Origin of the sequence: Salinisphaera sp. Q1T1-3, assembly GCF_003602005.1 — a bacterium.
GTDB lineage: Bacteria > Pseudomonadota > Gammaproteobacteria > Nevskiales > Salinisphaeraceae > Salinisphaera.
Genome location: NZ_QZWD01000003.1, coordinates 88,079 through 104,392 on the forward strand (window position 1 = coordinate 88,079; position 16,314 = coordinate 104,392).

General features: G+C 66.4%; 15 protein-coding genes. 9 read left to right on the plus strand and 6 right to left on the minus strand.

Annotated elements, in window-relative coordinates; translation table 11 throughout:
• Positions 1-36 precede the first annotated feature (36 nt).
• The 4 genes from D3260_RS04195 to rph form a co-directional block, all read right to left on the minus strand.
• Positions 37-225 carry a CPXCG motif-containing cysteine-rich protein gene (locus D3260_RS04195; protein WP_120097323.1) on the minus strand — a complete coding sequence of 63 codons (189 nt, stop codon included), beginning with the start codon at positions 223-225 and terminating at the stop codon, positions 37-39.
• Positions 225-1,406: a radical SAM family heme chaperone HemW gene (gene hemW, locus D3260_RS04200; protein ID WP_233543954.1), complete on the minus strand. Its 1,182-nt coding sequence runs from the start codon at positions 1,404-1,406 to the stop codon at positions 225-227. Before hemW ends, D3260_RS04195 begins: the two co-directional genes overlap by 1 nt.
• Entirely contained in the window at positions 1,387-1,992 is a 606-nt protein-coding gene (gene rdgB, locus D3260_RS04205) for an RdgB/HAM1 family non-canonical purine NTP pyrophosphatase (protein ID WP_120097324.1), read from the minus strand. Before rdgB ends, hemW begins: the two co-directional genes overlap by 20 nt.
• Positions 1,993-2,268: 276 nt before the next feature.
• Positions 2,269-2,994: a ribonuclease PH gene (gene rph / locus D3260_RS04210; RefSeq protein WP_120097325.1), complete on the minus strand. Its 726-nt coding sequence runs from the start codon at positions 2,992-2,994 to the stop codon at positions 2,269-2,271.
• Positions 2,995-3,161: 167 nt separating this feature from the next.
• Here rph and D3260_RS04215 point away from each other — a divergent pair, with 167 nt between their 5' ends.
• The 7 genes from D3260_RS04215 to D3260_RS04245 all read left to right on the plus strand — a co-directional run bounded on the left by D3260_RS04215 (position 3,162) and on the right by D3260_RS04245 (position 12,010).
• Entirely contained in the window at positions 3,162-4,013 is an 852-nt protein-coding gene (locus tag D3260_RS04215; RefSeq protein WP_199671352.1) for a YicC/YloC family endoribonuclease, read from the plus strand.
• Positions 4,014-4,018: 5 nt separating this feature from the next.
• The gene (gene gmk / locus D3260_RS04220; protein ID WP_120097485.1) at positions 4,019-4,606 is read left to right on the plus strand and encodes a guanylate kinase; all 588 of its coding nucleotides are present in this window, start codon (positions 4,019-4,021) and stop codon (positions 4,604-4,606) included.
• A gap of 76 nt (positions 4,607-4,682) precedes the next feature.
• Positions 4,683-4,988: a DNA-directed RNA polymerase subunit omega gene (gene rpoZ / locus D3260_RS04225; protein WP_120097327.1), complete on the plus strand. Its 306-nt coding sequence runs from the start codon at positions 4,683-4,685 to the stop codon at positions 4,986-4,988.
• A 196-nt stretch (positions 4,989-5,184) separates the two neighbouring features.
• Complete coding sequence (locus D3260_RS04230) at positions 5,185-7,344, plus strand: bifunctional (p)ppGpp synthetase/guanosine-3',5'-bis(diphosphate) 3'-pyrophosphohydrolase (protein ID WP_120097328.1); 2,160 nt, start codon at positions 5,185-5,187, stop codon at positions 7,342-7,344.
• Positions 7,345-7,416: 72 nt separating this feature from the next.
• On the plus strand, positions 7,417-7,809 hold the full coding sequence (locus D3260_RS04235; protein WP_120097329.1) for a Rid family detoxifying hydrolase: 393 nt from the start codon (positions 7,417-7,419) through the stop codon (positions 7,807-7,809).
• Positions 7,787-9,910 (plus strand): ATP-dependent DNA helicase RecG, encoded by a 2,124-nt coding sequence (gene recG, locus D3260_RS04240; protein ID WP_120097330.1) that lies wholly within the window; start codon positions 7,787-7,789, stop codon positions 9,908-9,910. The genes D3260_RS04235 and recG overlap by 23 nt, the downstream gene beginning before the upstream one ends.
• Before the next feature lie 75 nt (positions 9,911-9,985).
• Positions 9,986-12,010 (plus strand): hypothetical protein, encoded by a 2,025-nt coding sequence (locus D3260_RS04245; protein ID WP_120097331.1) that lies wholly within the window; start codon positions 9,986-9,988, stop codon positions 12,008-12,010.
• A 138-nt stretch (positions 12,011-12,148) separates the two neighbouring features.
• Here the strand turns inward: D3260_RS04245 and corA are convergent, their stop codons facing one another.
• Both corA and D3260_RS04255 read right to left on the minus strand, forming a co-directional pair.
• Positions 12,149-13,234 carry a magnesium/cobalt transporter CorA gene (gene corA / locus D3260_RS04250; RefSeq protein ID WP_120097332.1) on the minus strand — a complete coding sequence of 362 codons (1,086 nt, stop codon included), beginning with the start codon at positions 13,232-13,234 and terminating at the stop codon, positions 12,149-12,151.
• Between the two features lie 59 nt (positions 13,235-13,293).
• A complete protein-coding gene (locus tag D3260_RS04255; RefSeq protein ID WP_120097333.1) occupies positions 13,294-14,001 on the minus strand; it encodes a ComF family protein in 708 nt (235 codons plus the stop codon).
• 66 nt (positions 14,002-14,067) lie between these two features.
• Here D3260_RS04255 and bioB point away from each other — a divergent pair, with 66 nt between their 5' ends.
• Together bioB and bioF are read left to right on the plus strand one after the other, a co-directional pair.
• The gene (gene bioB / locus D3260_RS04260) at positions 14,068-15,102 is read left to right on the plus strand and encodes a biotin synthase BioB (protein ID WP_120097334.1); all 1,035 of its coding nucleotides are present in this window, start codon (positions 14,068-14,070) and stop codon (positions 15,100-15,102) included.
• A 7-nt stretch (positions 15,103-15,109) separates the two neighbouring features.
• Positions 15,110-16,309, plus strand: a complete 1,200-nt coding sequence (gene bioF, locus D3260_RS04265; RefSeq protein WP_120097335.1) for an 8-amino-7-oxononanoate synthase — start codon at positions 15,110-15,112, stop codon at positions 16,307-16,309.
• The last annotated feature ends 5 nt before the right edge of the window (positions 16,310-16,314 follow it).

A 16,314-nucleotide genomic window follows, 5' to 3' on the forward strand; every position in this document is an offset into this window, starting at 1 on the left:
CCAGCCTCGCAAAAAACGTCTTTTCCGATGCCGATCTCAGCCATTTTCGGGCCGTGCATCGACGTGAGCGAGCGCGCCGTCGGGGTCGACGTCGATATCGAGCACGATCGGCTGACAGCACACGAAACAGTCCTCGACATAGGATTGCCGGCCGGCGGTCGTGTCGACGACGATCGTGATGGTCTCGCCGCAGTAGGGGCAGGCGACGCTCGGTTCGTCGATCATCAGGCCAAATCCGACAGAATCGAGTCCAGAAGATACCAGCCACGCGGGCTGGCACGCACACCGATCTCGTCGCAGACGACGAGCCCGTCTTCGATCGCCGGCGCCAGATGCGCCTGCAGATCGGCCCAAAGCAAACCGGTGCGCGATTCGTAATCAGTACGGCTCAGGCCCTCACGCAGCCGCAGGCCGTTGAGCAGCGCCTCGAAGCGGGCATCATCCGTCGATAGAAACCGGGTCTCGACGACGGCCTGCGGTGTGCCGGCACTGTGCATGTAACCGGCCGGCCAGCGCTGGCGTGCCGTGCGCGCGATACGGCCGTCGAGGCCCGTGCATTTCGCGTGGGCGCCGGCACCGATCGCCAGATAATCCCCGAACCGCCAATAGTGCCGGTTATGCCGACAGACATGATTCCGCCCCCAGGCCGAGACTTCGTACTGGGTATAGCCGGCCGCGTCCAGTCGCTCGGCGGCGGCCTCATACAGGTCGATTATGGTGTCCTCGTCCGGACGATCGGGCGGATGCCGGGCAAAGGGCGTCCCCGGTTCGAGCGTGAGCTGGTAGTAGGAGATATGCCCAGGGTCGATTGCCAGCAGCGTGTCGATATCGGCCAGCCCGCCGGCCAGATCCTGGCCCGGCAGGCCGAACATCAGATCACAGTTGAGCTGATCGATGCCGGCGCTGCGCACGGCATCGATCGCCGTCAAGGCCTCGGCGCGGCCATGGATACGTCCCAGCCGGCTCAGGCAGGCCGTATCGAAACTCTGGATCCCGAGCGAGACCCGGTTGATGCCGACCGCGGCCAGGTCAACGAAACGACCGTATTCGGTCGTGCCCGGATTGGCCTCCAGCGTGATCTCGCAATCGGCCGCCAGCCCGGGCCCGGCATCGAGCGCGGCCAGGATCTCGCCGATGGCCGCTGCCGAGAACAGGCTCGGTGTCCCGCCGCCGATGAATACGCTGGTGATCGGGCGGTCCTCGGCGGTGGCCGTGAATCGCCAGTCGGCCAGCAAGGCGTCGACGTATGCGCGCTCCGGTAGAACGCGCGGTGCCCGGTGCGAGTTGAAATCGCAGTACGGACACTTGGCCACGCACCAGGGCAGATGGACATAGACCGCCAGCCCGGCGGCCTGACGATCCGCGCGGGCGACACGCGGCTGTCTATCAGCGGTCGCGTCGCTCACGCAGCGCTTCGACGAGTCGGCTCATGGCCCGGCCACGATGACTGATCGTGTTCTTTCGGGCAGGGGCGAGTTCGGCGGCCGAGGCCTGTTCGCTATCCACCCAGAACAGCGGATCGTAGCCGAATCCGCCGGTGCCGCGCCCCCGGGTGAGAATACGGCCGCGCCAGACCCCGTGCGCGACGATCGGCGCCGGGTCGGCCGGCGAGCGGACCGAGACCAGACAACAATGAAAGGCGGCGCCGCGATCGGCCGCGGCCACGCCGTCGAGTTCGGTCAGGAGTTTGGCGTTGTTGGCCTCGTCATCGCCATGCGTGCCGGCATACCGGGCAGAAAAGATACCGGGCGCTCCGTCGAGCCAGTCGACCGCCAGGCCCGAGTCGTCCGCGATCGCCGGCAGGCCGGTCTGCGACGCGGCATGACGGGCCTTGATGAGGGCGTTGTCGAGGAAGGCGATGCCGTCCTCGACCGCATCATCGACGTCGAAATCCCGCTGGGAGACCGGGGTGATCGCCAGCCCGTCGAGCAGGGCTTCGAGTTCGGCGATCTTGCCGGCATTGGAAGAGGCAACGACCCATTTTTCGTGCATGGCGCTATGGCGTGTTGAGGTTTCGTGAGAGTCCGCGCCAAGCGCTGTTTTGCGACAAGACGAGGCGTAGTGTGCGCCTTGCAGCCATTCTGCACCAGCGGGCTACAACGCTGGATTGACGTAAAACAGCGCTTGTCCCTTTGGGTTGGGCCGCAAATCGCGCCCGGCGGCGTTGCGAGCCTTGATCGTGGCACACCACGATACGGCGACTCGCGTCTTGCCGGACACACTGCGGTCTCTCGACGAAAAGGCGCTCGAACGAAACCTCAACACGCCCTAGTCCTCGGCAAGTGCGCTGCGTTGCAGGCCGATCAGCTCGCCGATGCCTTTCTCGGCATGGCCGAGCAGGGCATCGAGTTCGCTGCGGGCAAACGCATGGCCTTCGGCGGTTCCCTGGATCTCGATGAAGCCGCCGGCTTCGTTCATCACCACGTTCATGTCGGTCTCGGCCTGGCTGTCCTCGGCATAGTCGAGGTCGAGTACCGGCATGCCGTCGTAGATGCCGACCGAGACCGCGGCGAGCTGGCCGTGGACCGGGCTGTTCTTGAGTTTGCCGTCGGCCACGAGCCGGTTCATGGCATCGACGAGCGCGACATAGCCGCCGGTGATGGCCGCCGTGCGCGTCCCGCCATCGGCCTGGATGACATCACAGTCGATGGTCACCGAACGGGCACCGAGCGCTTTCAGATCCATCACCGCCCGCAGGCTGCGTCCGATCAGTCGCTGGATCTCGACCGTGCGCCCGCCCTGCTTGCCGCGCGCTGCTTCGCGGGCGCTGCGAGTGCCGGTCGCGCCCGGCAGCATGCCGTACTCCGCGGTCAGCCAGCCCGAGTCGCGACCGCGCAGCCACGGCGGCACCCGCTCTTCCACGCTCGCGGTACAGATCACGCGGGTATCGCCGAATGACACGAGGACGGAACCGGCGGCATGTCGCGTGAAATGGCGTTCCAGAGAAACGGCGCGTAGCTGGTCGGCGGCGCGGCCGCTGGGGCGTTGGGTCATGAACGGTCTGTCGATACGAAAATGATCTGCGATTGTACCAGTGCCGTACACATGGCCCGGGGCATCGATGCCGTGCGACGCACGGCATCTGGACCGGTATGCGATACTTCGCCGGCCATTGCACCATGCCGCGCGATGCGACGGCTCTATCTTCTATGATTCGCAGCATGACCGGTTTCGCCCGGCGTGAGGTCAGTGCCGACTGGGGCGCGCTCACTTGGGAAATCAAAAGCGTCAATCATCGTTATCTGGAAGTCGCCACGCGTCTGCCCGAGAGTCTGCGCGCGCTCGAGCCGAAGATCCGCGAAGCCGTCGCCCGGCGCGTGGCTCGGGGCAAGGTCGAGGTATCGGCCCGTCTGGCGCTGGCCACATCGCATCAGGCCATCGCTGTCGACAGCGAGCGGCTCGGCGCCTTGTCCGAAGCGTTGGATCATGTGCGCAGCCAGGTCATCGACTGTCGCGCGCCGGACGCGCTGGCGCTTCTGAACTTCCCCGGCGTACAGCAGCAGGTCGAGCCGGACGTGCAAAGGCTTCAGGCCGATGCCATGACGGCCCTCGACGGCGCGGTCGACGCGCTCGCCGACATGCGCGCATCCGAGGGGCAGCGTCTGGCCGAGATGCTGTCGAACCGGGCGAGTGCCATCGCCGAGCATGCACGCCTCGTGGGCGATCGTATTCCGGAAGTACGCGCCGAGCTCGCCGAGAAATGGCGGGCCCGGCTGGCCGAGCTCGATCTGGAGGCCGATCCCGCGCGGCTGGAATCGGAACTGGTCATCGCGGCCCAGCGCATGGACGTGGCCGAAGAGGTCGATCGGCTCCAGAGCCATGTCGCTGCACTCGACGAGGCGCTGGGCCGCGAGGAGCCGGTCGGCCGGCGGCTGGATTTCCTGATGCAGGAGTTCAATCGCGAAGCCAATACCATCGGTTCCAAATCGGCCGACAGCCAGGTCAGCGCGGCGGCCGTCGAAATGAAAGTGCTCATCGAACAGATGCGCGAACAGGTCCAGAACATCGAGTGATGCCCGTGTCCGATTCAGCCAGCGGCCGTCGTGGCCGGCTTTATGTCATCTCCGCGCCGTCGGGCGGCGGCAAGACCAGCTTGACGCGTGCTCTGATCGCGCGTCTGGCCGAGCAGGACCGTATCGCGCGTTTCTCGGTCTCGTACACGACACGCGCCGCGCGTGAGGGGGAGGTCGACGGCGTGGATTATCACTTCGTCGGCTTCGACGATTTCGAGAGGATGATTGCGCAGGATGCGTTTCTCGAACATGCGCGCGTGTTCGATCGCTACTACGGCACCTCGGCGGCCGAGACCGAGCGATGCCTGGCCGCCGGCCAGGACGTCATTCTGGATATCGACTGGCAGGGCGCGGCCCAGGTCCGCGAACGGGCGCCCGGGGCAGTGACGATCTTCATTCGGCCGCCGTCGCGCGCCGAGCTCGAACGTCGACTGCGTTCTCGGGCCTCGGATGACGAGGCCGCGATCCGGCGACGTCTGGCCGAGGCCGACGACGAGCTGGCGCGCGCCGACGACTACGACCACCAGATCGTCAACGACGAGTTCGGCCGGGCTCTGGATGCGCTCGAGGCGCTCTTCCAACAAACCGCCTGAGGCGCCGGCCGGGCTGGCTGTCGCCGGTGCGAGCGGTTACACTATGCGATTGCGCTGATTTATGAGGTGAAGTGTCATGGCGCGCGTGACCGTCGAAGATTGTCTCGATCATGTATCCAACAAGTTCGAATTGGCGACGATCGCTTCGAAGCGAGCGCGTCAACTGGCGCGTGGTGCGCCGTCCCAGCTCGAATGGGAGGACGACAAGCCCTCGGTGATGGCGCTGCGCGAAATCGCCGAAGGTTTGGTTTCCAAGGACATCCTGGATGAGCCGGACCTGCCGCCGGTTTCGGCCAGCATGGAAGCGCCGCGTCCGGCCGAGCCGAGCGAAGAGGATTTCCAGGCCGAAGGCGCGCGCAAGAAAGCAGCCGGCGACGAATAGACCGATCGGCTGCGCAGGCCGACCGAAAAGCCGTGGCGAGAGCCGCGGCTTTTTTCGTTGTACCCGGCCCGCGGCCATTGTGGACGTGTATTGCAGGCGCAGGGCGCGACAGCTGACGGTGTTGCGGTCTCGAACGATCGCGAATCGGATGGGCGGGGCGCTCGCCGTCGGCCGTATTTCGCAGTAATCTGGGCGTATGGAAATCGGTGGCTTGACACGACTGCAGAGCAAGATCCGGACATCGCGCATTTCGCGCGAGTACGGCATCGATGCGCTGGCCGAACATCTCGAGGCCTATATGTCGCCCGAGGCGGTCGTGCAGGTACGCGCGGCGCACGCCTACGGCGAGAAACAGCATCGCGGGCAGTTCCGCAAGACCGGCGAGCCCTATATCTATCATCCGCTGGCGGTCGCGCGGATCCTGGCGGACATGCGGCTGGACGCGACCACGCTGATGGCCGCGATTCTGCATGACGTCATCGAGGACACCGACTCGGCCTACGAGGAAGTCGCCCGGATGTTCGGCACCGAGGTCGCACATCTGGTCGAGGGCGTATCCAAGCTGGACAAGGCCCAGTTCCATTCCCGGCAGGAGGCCACGGCAGAATCGTTTCGCAAGCTGATGCTGGCGATGACGCGCGATATCCGCGTCATTCTGGTCAAGCTTGCCGATCGGTTGCACAACATGCGCACGCTCGATGGCATGAGCACGCGCAAGCGTGCCCAGATCGCCCGCGAGACGCTGGAGATCTACGCGCCGATCGCCCGTCGTCTGGGGATCAACAGCATCCGGACCGAGCTGGAGGAGAAAGGCTTCGCCAATCTCTATCCGCGACGCTACGAGGTGCTGCTCAAGGCTAGCCGATCGATCGCCGGGGACCGTCGCAGCCTGTTGCGCGAGATCGAGGAAACGCTTTCGCGTGCGGTCGCGGCCGAAGGGTTGTCCGCGGCAGTACGCGGGCGGCGCAAGAATCTCTACAGCATCTATCGCAAGATGCGCGAAAAGCATCGCCGCTTTCTCGATGTCTTTGACCTGTACGGGGTGCGGATCATCGTCGACTCGGTCGACGAGTGTTATCGCGTACTCGGCATCGTGCATCACTGCTATCGGCCGATCTCGGCCCAGTTCAACGACTACATCGCCAACCCGAAGCTCAACGGCTATCAGTCGCTGCATACCACGGTGATGGCGCGCGGCGGCCTCAAGTTCGAGGTTCAGGTCCGCACGCGCGAGATGGATCAGATCGCCGAATCCGGCATCGCGGCCCATTGGCAGTACAAGCTCGGGGAATCCGTCGGCAAGCTCGGTACGCTCGATGCCGAGGAATGGCTCGGTCATCTGGCCGAGCTGCACGAAGACGAGGGCGACTCGCTCAAGTTCGTCGACAATCTACGCATGGATCTGTTTCCCGACGAGGTCTATGTCTTCACGCCCAAAGGCAAGATCATGCGACTGCCCAAGGGCTCGACCTGCGTGGATTTCGCCTACGCCGTGCATACCGAGCTCGGCAACCGCTGCGTGGCGGCACGGGTCGACGGTCATCTGGCGCCGTTGAACAACCAGCTCGAATCCGGTCAGACGATCGAGATCATCACGGCCAAGCATGCGCGGCCCAACGCGGCCTGGCTGCATTTCCTGCGCACCGGCAAGGCCCGTTCCGGTGTGCGCAACTATCTCAAGCATCAGCGTGACGACAAGGCCCGGGAGCTGGGCGAACGGCTGCTCGAAAAATCGCTGTCCGATCTCGGGCTGTCACTGCGGCGGTTGTCGCGCTCGGAAATCGAGCGCGGCCTGGTCGAGATGGGCGAGGCCAGTCTGCCGGCGCTCTATTCGGCCATCGGCCTCGGTCGTCGGTTGGCGCCGCTCGTGGCTCGACATTTCCTGGCCGGCGATTCGCCGGTGGCCGAGGGCACCCAGGCCAAGCCGCTGGCGGTGCAGGGCACCGAAGGGTTGGTGGTGGAATTCGCCAAGTGCTGTCATCCGGTGCCGGGCGATGCCATTCACGGTCAGGCCAGCGTGGGGCGCGGGATCGTCGTGCATCGCACCGGCTGTGCCTATTCGGCACGACGCTCGGCCTCCAATGATCGAGTCGAGCTGACCTGGGCCGACAATGTCTCGGGCGAATATGAAGTCGAGCTGCGCATCACCGCTGCCAACCAGCGTGGACTGCTGGCCAGCCTGGCGGCGCGTTTCGCCGATGCGGATGCGAGTATCGAGAACGTGAATTTCCCCGAGCGGGGCGGGGCGTTGCTGACGATTCGTTTTCTCATCAGCGTGCGCGATCGTCATCATCTGGCCCACGTTATCCGTCGCATCCGGCGGATTCCCGAAGTCGAGAGCATCGAGCGCAGCTGATCCCGGGCTCGCGGCGCTGGGCCTCGAACGGACGCTGTGTAAAAATACAGCGTCTTTCCAACGGAGTCTTTCATGTCGCAGGATCAGCGCGAAATCATCCACAGCGATGCCGCGCCCTCGGCCATCGGGCCGTATTCACAGGCGGTCAAGATCGGCAATACCGTATATGTCTCCGGCCAGATTCCGCTGGACCCGGACACCGGTGAGCTGATCGCCGGCGACTTCAAGGCCCAGGTCGAGCGTGTGTTCGACAATCTGGCCGCGGTGGCCGCGGCCGCCGGTGCCTCGCCGGCACATGCCGTGCGCGTCGGTCTCTATCTGACCGATATGAGCCAGTTCGGCATCGTCAACGAGGTCATGGCCTCGCGTTTCGATGCGCCGTATCCCGCGCGAGCGGCGATCGGTGTCGCGGCTCTGCCCAAGAATGCCGCCGTCGAGGCCGATGCCATCCTCGTCATCGACTAGCCGTGCTCCGACCGCGTCACTGACGGCCGATGCGCCTGTCCGCGGGCTGAGCGGCGTCGGGCCGAAGCTGGTCGAGCGACTCGAAGGCCTGGGGATCCGGTCGGTCGGTGATGTCTTGTTGCATCGGCCGATCCGCTACGAGGACCGCAGCCGCATCACGCCGGTCGCCGAGCTCCTGCCGGGGCAGGCGGCGCTGGCCGTCGTGCGTATCGAGCATGCCGAGGTCCGCATGGGCCAACGACGCAGCCTGCGGGTCTCGGCGCGCGACGGCGACGATTGGCTGGCCCTGCGTTTCTTCCACTTCGGCTCGCAACAGCAGGCTCGCCTGGCGCCGGGCACGTGGGTGCGCGTGTTCGGCGAGCCGCGGCTGGCCGGCTATCAGCTGGAGATTGTCCACCCCGAGTGCGAAGTCGTGGCCGATGCCGCCGAAGGGTATGCGATCACGCCGGCGTTGCTGCCGGTCTATCCGACCGTGTCCGGCGTATCGCAGTCGCGCCTGCGCGACATGGTCACACAGACGCTCGCGCTGATCGGTCGCGCCGATTTCTGGCCCGAGATACTGCCCGAGGCGTTGACCGGTCCGGCGCTGTCGATGACCGCGGCCGAAGCCGTCGCCCGAATACATCAGCCGCCCCCCGATGTGGATGTGGCCGCACTCATGGCCGGCGAGGATCCGGCCTACCGTCGGCTGGCCTTCGAGGAACTGCTCGGGCACCAGCTCGGACTGCGATCGCGTCGTCGCCAGATCCGCTCCGATCGGGCCCCGGCGATGCGCGATGCCGGGCGCGGCCTGGGGCCGCTGTTCGAAGGGTTGGGTTTCGCACCGACCGGGGCGCAGCGCCGCGTGATCGGGGAAATCCTGGCCGACATGGCCGCCGAATCGCCAATGCTGCGGTTGGTGCAGGGCGATGTCGGTTCCGGCAAGACAGTGGTCGCGGCCGCGGCGTTGCTGACCGCCGTGGACAACGGCTGGCAGGGGGCATTCATGGCGCCCACGGAACTGTTGGCCGAGCAGCACCACGGCGCCCTGTCGCGCTGGCTCGAGCCGCTCGGGATCGCGGTGTGGCTGGTCACCGGCAAGCGCAAGCGCGAGGCGGCGGCGCTGACGGCGATCGCCGACGGTCGGCCGGGTGTGATCGTGGGCACGCATGCGCTGTTCCAGGAGTCACTGGCCTTCGGTGCGCTGGGCCTGGCCGTCATCGACGAACAGCATCGATTCGGCGTCGATCAGCGTCTGGCGCTGCGCAACAAGGCCGCCCGTCGCGGGCGCCGGGCAACGACGGCGCACCAGCTCATCATGACGGCCACGCCGATTCCGCGCACGCTGGCGATGAGCGCCTATGCCGATCTCGATACGTCCGTGATCGATGAACTGCCGCCGGGGCGTACGCCGATTCAGACCGTGGCCATCCCCAATACGCGACGTGACGAGGTCGTGGCACGCATCGGCCGGGCGGTGGCCGAGGGGCGCCAGGTCTACTGGGTCTGCACGCTCATCGAAGCCTCGGAAAAGCTGGAAGCGCAGGCGGCCGAGGCAGCGGCCGAGGCATTGGCCGACAGTCTCGACAATGTGCGGGTCTCGCTGGTGCACGGACGCATGAAGGCAACCGACAAGGCGCGCGCGATGAATGCCTTCAAGGCCGGCGAGATCGACGTGCTCGTGGCCACCACGGTGATCGAGGTCGGGGTCGATGTGCCCAACGCCTCGCTCATGATCATCGAGAACGCCGAACGTCTGGGGCTCGCCCAGCTGCATCAGTTGCGTGGCCGTGTCGGCCGGGGTTCCGTGGCCAGTCATTGTGTACTGTTGTATCAGGGCCCGCTGTCGGACACCGCCCGGGCACGCTTGTCGGCGCTGCGTGGCACAAGCGACGGGTTCGAGATCGCCCGCGCCGACCTGGAGCTGCGCGGGCCCGGCGAGGTGCTGGGTACGCGCCAGACCGGAGCGGCCAGTTTTCGTATCGCCGATCTGGTGCGCGATGCGGATCTGGCCGAGGCTGCGCTCGCGGTCGCCGACGATGTGCTGGCCTACCATCCGCGTGAAGCCGAAGCGCTGATCGCACGCTGGACCGCGTCCGGCGATGACTACGCCCGGGTCTGACACCATGCCGCCGGTCTCGCCAGCGGCCGTGACTGTGCCTAATCTGGATCAACCGTCGTCACCCGAGCGTGTGCCATGCCATTGATTCGACGCGGGCTGCAGCTTGTCCGCTTCCAGCTCGAGCAGTTCATCGTGCGCGGCACGCTGTCGCGCCTGATCGTGATCGCGTTGACCATGATCATCATCGCCGTCGCGGCCGGGCTGGTGGCCTATTCGGTGCTGCCCCGCGCCGATTACGCCGACCACAGCGCGGCCATCTGGTGGGCCTTTCTGCGGCTCACGGATTCGGGCTATCTCGGCGACGATCAGGGCATCTGGCTGCGTGCGATTTCGACCACGCTGACCGTGCTCGGCGTGGTGCTGTTCGTCGGCGCGCTGATCGCGACAATGACACAGTGGCTCAACGACACCATCGAAACGCTGGAGGCCGGCTACACGCCGATCGCCAAGAACGACCATATTCTGGTGCTCGGCTGGAACAACCGCACGGCCGAAATCATCGATCAGCTCGTGGCGGCCGAGGGCCGGGTGAAGCGCTTTCTGCGCTCACGCGGGGCCAAGCGCCTGGCGATCGTGGTGCTGGCCGAACGGGTCTCGCCGGCGCTGACCGCCGAGCTGCGTGATGTGCTGGGTCGCAGCTACAAGCGACGCCAGATCATTCTTCGGTCGGGCAACCCGCTGCGCGCCGATCATCTCAAGCGCGTCGATTACGCCCACGCCGGCGCGATCGTGCTGGCCGCGCCGGAATTCGTGGCCAGCGGCACGCCCGACGAGCGAACGATCAAGACCTTGATGAGCGCAGCCACAGCCCATGCGGGCCTCGATCCCGAGGCGTTGCCGTTGATGGTCGCCGAGATCTACGACGCCGATCTGCTGGCCACGGCCCGCAGCATCTATCCCGGGCCGTCGGAAATCGTCGGCACGGCTGAAATCATCGCACACGTGCTCGTCAACGCCGTGCGAACGCCCTGGCTGATCCGGATCTGCAACGAGCTGCTGGCCGGCCATGACGATCCCGAGGCCAATCGTTTCTACGTCCGGATCGTGGATGACGAACTGGTCGGCCGGCGGCTCACGCTGCTGGCCGATGATTACGAGCACGCGGTGCTCATCGGGCTGGCGCGGGACGGCGGGTTTCTGCCGGTGCACGGCGACGACGATGTACGGGTGGCCGCGGGCGATCGACTGGCTTTCATCGCTCGGAGCTACGACGATTGCCTGCCGGTCGAGGGCCGGGCCGCGGCATCGACGCCGCGCGCGGCACGTGTGCCGCGGCGCATGCGCGAGCGGCCGGTTCGCCGGGTCTTGATCCTCGGCTGGAATCAGAAGTTGCCGTCGATGCTTGCCGCGTTCGCTGCCCATCATCACGAGGAAGCCCGGATCGATATCTGCTCGGCGCTGTCGATCGCCGAGCGCGAGGCCATGCTGGCGCGCCAGGGAATTTCGGTCTCGCACATGGCGCTGCGCCAGATCGAGATGGATACCACGGCCTATGCCCAGCTGAGCGGGCTGGATCTGACCGACTACGATGTGGTCGTGCTCGTGGCCAGTGACTGGCTCGGTTCGGCCGAGGCCGCGGATGCCCGGCTATTGCTGTGTCATCTCGTGCTCAGACGTGCCCTGGCCGCCGCGGATGCCGACCCGCGTCTGGTGGTCGAGACGATGGCCGAGGAGAACGCGTCGCTGTTCGCCGAGTCCGGCATCGAGTGTCTGGTCTCGCCGGTGATCCAGTCGAACCTGCTCAGCCAGATCGCCCTGCGACGCGAGCTGCACTGGGTCGTCGCGCATCTGTTCGGTGCGCGGGGCGCGGAGATCGCGCTGCGCAACGCGGTGCCCACCGGCGAGCGCCATCATCGGGAAAGCGTGGCCGCGCTTGCCGCAGGGGCCGCGGCCAAGGGTGAGGTGCTGCTGGGTATCCTGCACGGACGCCACGGCCCGCAGCGCATCGAACTGAACCCGCGCGATCGGGACACCGAGCGCGAGTTCGGGCCGGATGATCGTCTCATCGTGCTGGAGAGCGAGGTCGCCGAAAGTGCCGCCGACAGTCCGGCCGACAATACCGAAGACACCGACCAAGGCCCGTTGACCCGATCTGTGTGAGTCGCGCCGGCGGCTGCCCGTGCAATCCGGCGGGACGCAGTGTCGCTGTGCGACACAAGCGAGCGACAACACCGGATGGCTGGACGAGCCGTGCGCGTAGAGGTGACAGGCCCCGGCGGTCGCCGATGCCAGCGACGCTCAGATCCATTGCTTGCGCCGGAAATACACCAGCATGCCCACGACGAGCGCGCCCATGACGCCAAGCAGCAGCGGGTAGCCGTAGCGATACGACAGCTCCGGCATGTTCCAGGGCGAGTGCGTGTCGAAGTTCATGCCGTAGATGCCGGCCAGAAACGACAGGGGCATGAAGATCGTGGCGATCAGGGTCAGTACACGCATCACATCGTTGAGACGTGCCGAGGCCAGCGACAGATGGGTATCCAGCAACGAGCCGGCGGTTTCGTAATACCCGTCGGCCAGATCGACCACGCGCCGGGCATGGTCCTGAACATCGCGGAAATAAGGGCGGTTATCGGCATGGATCAGCGGGTGTTCGAGCCCGATCCAGCGTACGAACAGTTCATTCTGCGAGAGCAGGATCTTGCGCATGCCGATCAGGCGACGCCGCAGTTCGTGGATCGGGCCGACCAGATCGTCGCGACGATTCTCGAAGATGGCATCCTCCAGAACCTCGAGATGATCGTTGTAGCCGGCCAGTACCTCGAAGCTGGTATCGACCACCACATCCGCGAGACAGTATCCGAGATAGTCGGGCTCGGCGTGGGCGATTCGCCCGTGGGCGGCGTGAATCCGTTCGCGCACGGCGCCGAATACATCGTGTGTCCCGGCATGAAAGGACAGCACGAAATCCTCGCCGATGAACAGGCTGACCTGCTGGAAGACGAGTTCGTCGTCGACCATGTGGGGCAGGGCGAGCGTGGCGAACAGCGTTTGCCGGTAGGTATCGAGCTTGGGACGCTGACCGTGGTTGAGCACGTCCTCCAGGGCCAGCGGGTGCAGGGTGAAGCGCTCGCCCAGGCGGGCGAGTTCGGCGGCCGAGACATCGCCTTCGAAATGCAGCCACAGGAGCGGATGATCGTCGTCGGCCGGGACGGTCAGTGCCGCGTCGAACGTCGTGGCCGCTTGCGAGACTGCCGCCCCGCTACCGCCGAACGCCATGCGATAGACGCTGAGCGAGCCGATCCGCTGGTGTGGCGGGGGATCGACCAGATCCCCCGGGGGCGCGCCGGGTCTCGATCGACGGGAAGACATGTAGCTGAGCATGCGCGACTCCGATGGCGCGGCGATTGTCGCTCGATGGTAAGCAAGCCGCGGTGGCTCGGCTATGCGCGGGCCACGCTGTAACAGTCAATGCGGGTTGCGCCGGCCGCGCGCAGGGCGCGTGCCAGCGCCGCGGCGGTGCGCGTGGTCGTGAGCACGTCGTCGACGATCGCCACATGGCGCCCGGACAGATCGATCCGGCAGGCGAAGGCATCGCGCACATTGGCCGCGCGGGCGCTGGCGTCGAGCTCGCTCTGGCGGGCCGTCGCGCGTGTACGCCATGCCGCGTCGCGCTCGACTGTCGTGCCGAGGCGCGATGCGAGGCGCGCGGCGATGCGTTCGGCCTGATTGAAGCCGCGCCGCTGAAAGCTCGTCACGTGCAGGGGGACCGGGATGAGCAGATCGGGCGTCGCGAGGCCTTGCGATGCAAGCCGGCCGGCCAGCAGTTCGGCCAGTGCCTCGGCATGGCTCAAGCGGGCACGGAACTTCAATCCGATGATCAGCCAGCGCAACGTGCCGCTGTAGTGTCCGACGGCCGCCGCTGCATCGAAGCGCGGCGCGCGTCGACAGTCGGCGCAGGTCTCGGTTTCGGCTGCGGGCGCGAGTGGCAGGGCACAGTGTCGACAAGCCCGGCCCAGCCACGGCAATTCGGCGCGACAGGGCGCACACAGGCGTCCCGGCGGCACCGTCGGGTCATGACAGAGCAGGCATGCCGACGGCAGCAGCGCGTTTTGCGCAGATTTTAGCCATTCGTCAATTTTAATCGTCATGCAAGGTTGACGGCGCTGGACGGGTGGTTAAAGTGAGGTGTTCCGAGTCGACTACTGCATGCTGCCATGACCGATGTCCGCCCCGGCGCGCTGCGCCACGACTGGCGCCTGGATGAAGTCCATGCGCTCTTTGCCCTGGATCTGCCGAGCCTGATTCATACCGCCCAGAGTGCGCACCGGGAGCATTTCGATGCGCGGGACGTGCAGTTGTCGACGCTGTTGTCGATCAAGACGGGTGCCTGCCCGGAAGACTGTGCCTATTGTCCCCAGAGCGTGCGGTTCGAGACCGGGCTCGATCGGGAAACGCTGCTGCCGAAGTCGCACGTGCTCGACGCCGCCAAGCGCGCAAAGGCGGCCGGTGCCACGCGATTCTGCATGGGCGCGGCCTGGCGCAGTCCGAAGGATCGCGATCTGGCGCAGGTCATCGACATGGTCGAGGCCGTCAAGGCCGAGGGCCTGGAGACCTGCGTCACGCTGGGCATGCTCAAGGCCCGCCAGGCCCAGGCGCTGGCCGACGCGGGGCTGGACTACTACAACCACAATCTCGATACCTCGCCCGAGTACTACGAGCAGATCATCTCCACGCGGACCTATCAGGATCGCCTGGACACGCTTGGCCACGTACGCGAGGCCGGCTTGAAGGTCTGTTGTGGTGGCATCGTCGGCATGGGCGAGCAGCCCACCGATCGCGCGGAAATGCTGCGCCAGCTCGCCAATCTGCCCGAGCATCCGCAGAGCGTGCCGATCAACAACCTGGTCCAGGTCGAGGGCACGCCGCTGGCCGGGATCGATCCGATTGACGAGATCGATTTCGTACGCACCATCGCCGTGGCCAAGATCATGATGCCGGCGTCCTACGTCCGGCTGGCCGCCGGGCGCGAAGAGATGTCCGAGGCCACACAGACCCTGTGTTTCCTGGCCGGCGTGAACTCGATCTTCTACGGCGACGAACTGCTGACCACGTCGAATCCCGCCCACAAGGCGGATCTGGCGCTGCTGGAAAGACTCGGCATGCGCCCGGAATCCACGCCGAAGTACACCGATCTGGCGCCGGGCGTCGCGCCCGACCCCGAACATGCCCCGCAGGCCGAGCGGGCCTGAGCGGACCATGAGCGCATCGCTTGCCCGGCACGCCCGAGCGCAGCTCGCCGAAATCGCCGGGCAGGGGCGTATTCGGCGTCGTCGCGTGATCGACTCGGGGCATGGGGTGGCCGTGACCGTCGACGGCGTATCGGCGGTCAACTTCTGCAACAACGACTATCTCGGGCTGGCCGCCCATGCCGACGTGGCCGAGGCCCTGGCCGAAGCCGCACGACGGCTGGGCAGCGGCAGTGCGGCCTCGCAGATGGTCACCGGCCACAACGCCGAGCACGCTGCGCTCGAAACCGAGCTGGCTGCCTGGGTCGGCCGTGAGCGGGCGCTCGTCTTCTCGACCGGCTATGCGGTGAATCTCGGCACGATCGAGGCGCTGGTCGGTCGAGGCGACCATGTCATTGCCGATGCCCGCAATCATGCCTCGCTCATCGACGGGGCCCGTCTGTCGGGGGCGAGCAAGCATATCTATGCACACGGCGATGCCGAAGCCGCCGCTGCGCGCCTGGCCGGGGCAGTCGACGGTCATCGGCTGCTGGTCACCGACAGTATCTTCTCCATGGACGGCGACACGGCGCCGCTGGCCGCGCTCGCGGGCGCCGCAGCCACGCACGATGGGTGGCTGATGGTCGACGACGCGCACGGCCTGGGTGTGTTCGGGCCGGGCGGTGCCGGCCGTGTGGCCGAGGCCGGACTCGGGGCCGACCGCGTACCGATCCTGACCGCGACGCTGGGCAAGGCCGCTGGTGTGGCCGGAGCATTCGTGGCCGGCGATCACGACGTGATCGAGCTGCTCTTGCAGCGCACGCGTTCGCTGATCTTCTCGACGGCCATGCCGCCGGCCGTGGCTGCGGCGGCACGAACCGGCGTGGCGATCGCCCGACAGGATGAAACACGTCGTCGACATCTGCATGCCCTGATCGCGCGATTCCGGGCCAATCTGCGGGCCGGCGACCTGCCGCTCGCGGCTTCCGACAGCCCGATCCAGCCGGTGATCGTCGGTGCCGAGGACGATGCACTGGCCTTGAGCGAAGCGCTGGCCGACCGTGGTTTCCTGGTCGGTGCGATCCGCCCGCCGACGGTCGCGCCGGGCACATCGCGCCTGCGCATCACGCTGACCGCCGCGCACACGGTGGATCAGGTGGATGCGTTATGCCAGGCGCTGTGCGCGGCCTGGCAGGCGTGCGGCATTGCCGATACCCGAGTCGCCTCGTGAGACGC